This is a genomic window from Halorubrum sp. SD612, from assembly GCF_002135005.1.
Genome location: NZ_NEWI01000166.1, coordinates 1 through 5,005 on the forward strand (window position 1 = coordinate 1; position 5,005 = coordinate 5,005).

Genomic DNA, 5,005 nt, shown 5'->3' on the forward strand with positions numbered 1-5,005 from the left:
CTCGATGTGGTCGCGGGCGCGCTCGGAGTCGGTCTCGACGTGCCGACGCTCCAGGTTGGGGATGACGCCCTCGAAGCGCTCGGTCTTCTCGCGGGTGCCGTTCTTCGTCGTCCACTCGAAGTGGACCAGGTCGTCGGTGCCGTAGAGGAACTGCCGTCGAATCTCCTCGTCGAGCTCCTCGAACGGCGCGTCGAGGTCGACCCCGAAGTGGTCGGCGACGTTGTCGAGCTGTCGGGAGTAGTAGGTGCGGTCGTAGCTCCACGGCTCGAACACGTGTTTGAGCGGCTTCGAGGGGTCCTCGACGACGAGCTCCTCGTCGACCTCCTTCGTCGAGCCGATCCCCTCGCACTCGGGGCAGGCGCCGTAGGGGCTGTTGAAGGAGAACGAGCGCGTCTCGATCGCGGAGAACTGGACGTCGGAGTTCGGGTTGCCGAGCTCCTCGGAGAACTCCACGACGAGGCGGTCATCGCCGTCGGCGTCGGCCGCGAGCGACCCCGTCGAGCGCGCGTTCGAGGCGAACGGCACGTCCGCGGGCGGGTCGGGGACGATCAGCTTGAGTGCGCCGTCGGCCTCTTCGAGGGCGGTCTCGACCGAGTCCGTGATCCGCGAGCGGGCGTCCGGCGAGACGGTGACGCGGTCGACGATCACGTCGATCGTGTGGTCGTAGTTCTCGTCGAGGTCGGGGTCGTCGAGGGTGAGGTCGACGGGCTCGCCGTCCACCTCGACCCGGCTGTACCCGTCGCTCACCAGCTCCTCGAACAGGTCCTCGAACGCGCCCTTCTGGTCGCGGACGACCGGCGCGGCGACCTTCGCGCGGGTGTCCTCGGGGAGGTCGAGGATCTGGTTCACCATGTCCTGTGCGGACTGCTCGCCGACCTCCTCGCCGGTGACGGGGTCGTACTGGGTGCCGATCCGGGCGTACAGGAGGCGGAGGTAGTCGTGGAGCTCCGTGACGGTCCCCACCGTCGACCGGGGGTTGTTCGCGGCGTTCTTCTGGTCGATGGAGATGGCCGGCGAGAGCCCCTCGACGGACTCCACCTGCGGCTTGTCCATCTGCCCGAGGAAGTTGCGGGCGTACGCCGACAGCGACTCGATGTAGCGACGCTGTCCCTCGGCGTAGACGGTGTCGAACGCGAGCGACGACTTGCCCGAGCCGGAGAGCCCGGTGACGACGGTGAACTCCTCGCGCGGGATCCGGACGTCGAGGTCCTTGAGGTTGTGTTCCTCGGCGCCGCGGACCTCGATGTAGTCCTTGCTCATTTCTATCCCTCCGTTGCGGGCGCGCGCGGGAATAGTCGTCGGTCGCGGGAACCGCGAGAGGCCGTTTCCGCCGTCGGTCGCGCCGAGTTCGGGGGGCTCTCTCCTCGACGAGCCCGGAACTCACTCCCCGATGAACTCCGCGGGCGGCGAGAGGTCGCGGCGCCCGCCGAAGGTGACGAGGAAGAGGAGGCCGACCCCGAGCCCGTACGCGATCATCAGCGGAATCGTCGCGAGGAACATCGTGATCACGTCGGCGGGGGTGAACACGGCCGCGACGAGCAGGATCCCGATCGTCACCTCGCGCCAGCGCTCGCGGAACACGCGGTACGGGACGCCCGCGTTGTTCATCAGGACCATCGCGATCGGGATGTCGGCGAGGAAGCCGATCCCGATCGTCGTGTAGATGACGAGCCAGAGGAAGTCGCTCACCTGGTACGTGATGATCATGTCCGCGAGGCGCGCGTCGGTGACGAGCCAGCCGATGATCCCGGGCGCGATGTACGCGTAGCCGAGCGCGAAGCCGCCGATCATGCCGGCGCCGAGCGCGCCCGCCCACAGGTACACCTGGTAGATCCGCCCGGCGACGAAGCCGCGCTCGCGGAGCGCGGGCCACGCGTAGTAGAGCGCCACGGGGAGCGCGGCGAAGATCCCGAGCAGCACCGAGAACTTCACCATGAAGATGAGCGCCTCGACCGGGTGGAGCGTGATGATGTTGATCCCGCCATCGACCTCCGCGGGCACGCGCCGCTCGAGGTCGCCGCGGACGGTGCCGAGGCCGCCGAGGTACAGCCACGTGAACGCGGCCGCCATCACGACGCCGAAGACGGCGACGATCCGGAACGACCGCGACCGCAGCGAGTCGAAGATGAACTTGAGGTCCTTGTAATAGCCGCCGATGTCGTCCTCGGCCGACTCCTCGTCGCCGTCGGTGAGCTCGGCGAGGAACGTCGACCCCGCGCGGGAGGTCCGGTTCTGGACGGAGCCGACGAGGCCGTCCTCGCCGCCGCCACCGGAGCCCCCGTCGCTCGTGCCCGCGTCGCCGTCGTCCGCGTCGTCGCCCTCGCCGTCGCTCCCCTCGTTCGCCTCGTCGAAGCGGTCGAGGATCGCCTGCGCCTTCTCCGGGTCGTCGTCGTCCATCGCGGCCTGCGCGAGCGCGAGCGACTCTCCCTCGTCCATCTGGGCGAACGCGTCGGCGGGGGCGGCGCGTACGCCCGCCGCGTCGAGTTCGCTCACGTCGATGGCGGTCGGGTCGCCGTACTGGTAGCCCGCGCTCGCCGTGTCGAGATCGGTGTACACCGCCCACAGCGTCGCGACGGCGGCGAATGCGAGCGCCCACAGCGCGGCGTACGCGCCGAGCGCGGTCGCGGGGTCGACGCCGAGCCCGGCGCCGGGTTCGAGGAAGCGCCGAGTGCTCCCGGCGAGCCGCAGCAGGTCGTTGAGCGCGGTCCGGCCGCCGTACTCGTAGAAGCCGTAGACGAGCGCGCCGCCGAGGACGGTCGCCCCCCCGACGACGTTCCAGTGGTTCCGGACGGCGCCGAGCACGTCGATGCGGTCGGAGCTCCGCTTGGCCGTGACGACGAGCTTCGCGAGGTAGAGGCTGAAGCCGTACAGCGCGACGAGCGGGAACGCCCACAGGAGCTGGGTGAACGGGTCGGGCGGCGAGAACACCGCGCCGAAGACGAAGATGGCGACGACCGCGTAGCGCCACTTGTCGCGGAACGTCTCGTACGGGACGATCTCGGCGTACGAGAGGCCGGTGATAACCATCGGCATCTGCCCGGCGAGGCCGAACGAGAGCGAGAGGAAGACGATGAACTCCGTCCACATCACGATCCCGTAGGTGGGCTGGATGTCGGCTTCGAGCCCGAACTCCGCGAGGAAGCCGAACATCAGCGGGAAGAAGGCCAACACGCCGTAGGCGACGCCGGCGGAGAAGAGGCCGGCGGCGAGCAGCCCGAGCAGCGCCAGCTTCCACCGGGCGATCGGCGACCGCGGCCACATTCCCCGGGCGCGAAGCTCGTCGCGGGTGACGTAGATCAGCGGCGGGATCGCGGTTATCGCACCCACTATCAGCCCGATCTTCGCCTGGAGGAGGATCACCTCGAACGGCGTCGTCGCGATGATGTCCGCCTCCTCGGCGACCGCGGCGCTCATGTTGGATTCGGTCACCGCTCGGAGCCGGTCCCAGATGTACACGCGGAGCGCCCAGAACGTCGCGAGGAAGCCGATCAGGAAGACGACGAACACCTTCTGGAGGTCCTTCTGGATCGACCGAAGGAACGCCTTCGCCGTCTCGCGGCCCTCCGCGATCGACCGTTGGGTGTCCTCGTCGAGGGCGCTCGCCATACGGTGAGCGAGGGCCGTCGCCGTTATCAACCTTTTCGACCGCCGGCGCTGCCCCCGCCGAGCCGGCGCGGCGTCGTCGGAGTTTCCGCCTTGCGGCCGAGGGTCGTCGGAGTTTCCGCCTCGCGGCCGAGGGTCGTCGGAGTTTCCGCCTCGCGGTCGCGGGCCCTCCCTCGCCGCCCCGAGCCTCGGTTCCACCGGCGTGCGGCGCCGCCATCCGAAAAGGTTGATAACCGCCCGGTCGCGTAGGGAAACTGAATGGACGACTCGGACCGGTCGCGCGACGACGACTCGGCCGCCGCTGACGGGTCGACCGACGAGGGCGAGCCCGCGAGCGACGGCCCCGTCGGCGACGGCCCCGTCGACGAGGGCTCCGAGTCCGAGGACTCCACCGACGCGACGGCCTCCGGCGACGTCGAATCCGAGGTGACCCCCGAGGTCGAGCCCGAGGTGACGGCGGCCGACAACGACGAGGGAGCGTCCGTCGACGACGGGGACGACGAGTCCGGCGACGACGAGTCGTGGGACGCGCTCTCGGACCCGGACGACGTGGTCGAGGCCGAGGACGCACGCCGATCGGACGCGCTCGACCGCGCCGAGTCCGACGGGGACGCCGAGCCCGACGGGGACGCCGAGTCCGACGGGGACGCCGAGTCCGACGGGGACGCCGAGTCGGGCCCGAGCGACGCCGCGGCGAGGGACGACGCCGCGACCGCCGGCGACGGCGGCACCCCGGCGACGGCCGCGGACGGGTCGACCGCCGACGCCGCGACGGCGGTCGAGGACGACCCGTTCGACGACGACGAGCCCTTCGAGGGGATCGAGGGGCCGGAGACGGACGAGGAGATGCCGCTTGCGGCCCACATCGAGGAGATGATGCGCCGGCTGGCGGTCGTCTTCCTCATCGGCGGGCTGGCGACGCTCGTCGTCGTCACCGAGTCGACGGAGCTGATCAACTACTTCTGGAGCTACCACATCCCCGCGCCGATGGAGAACCGGCCGCGGCTGTACGGCCCGCTCGAACTCCCGCTCACCCGGCTGAAGGTCGCCGGCCTCGCGGGCGTCGTGGTCGGGCTCCCCGCCTTCGTCTACGAGACGTACCGGTTCATGCGCCCGGGTCTCTACCAGACGGAGCGGCGCTACTACCTCGCTGCGGTGCCGACCAGCCTCGTGCTCGGCGGGATCGGGATCGCGTTCGCGCACTTCCTCGTGTTGCCCGCGATCTTCTCGTACTTCACCACCTACACCGCCGACGCGGCGACGATCGCCTTCGGACTCGCGGAGACGTTCAACCTGATCGTCATCATGCTCGCGTTCATGGCGATCGTCTTCCAGATCCCGCTTTTCATCATGCTCGCGATCATGATGAACCTCGTCACCCGGCAGTGGCTGGAGGCGAAGC

Annotated in this window: 2 protein-coding genes and 1 pseudogene; 1 reads left to right on the plus strand and 2 read right to left on the minus strand. The window is 69.8% G+C overall.

The genetic code is table 11. The features are described 5' to 3' along the window. Both B9G38_RS14135 and B9G38_RS14140 read right to left on the minus strand, forming a co-directional pair. Window positions 1-1,260: pseudogene (locus B9G38_RS14135) on the minus strand (excinuclease ABC subunit UvrA); the annotation flags it as partial. Between the two features lie 120 nt (window positions 1,261-1,380). Then, a complete protein-coding gene (locus B9G38_RS14140) occupies window positions 1,381-3,606 on the minus strand; it encodes a twin-arginine translocase subunit TatC (protein WP_086220790.1) in 2,226 nt (741 codons plus the stop codon). A gap of 255 nt (window positions 3,607-3,861) precedes the next feature. Between B9G38_RS14140 and B9G38_RS14145 the strand changes: the two genes are divergently transcribed. Continuing rightward, the coding region (locus B9G38_RS14145) for a twin-arginine translocase subunit TatC (protein ID WP_086220791.1) at window positions 3,862-5,005 on the plus strand (1,144 nt) is incomplete at its 3' end.

Excerpts from the sequence above, each read along its gene's own strand:
- B9G38_RS14140 (WP_086220790.1), bottom strand. The coding sequence starts at position 3,606 with ATGGCGAGCGCCCTCGACGAGGACACCCAACGGTCGATCGCGGAGGGC.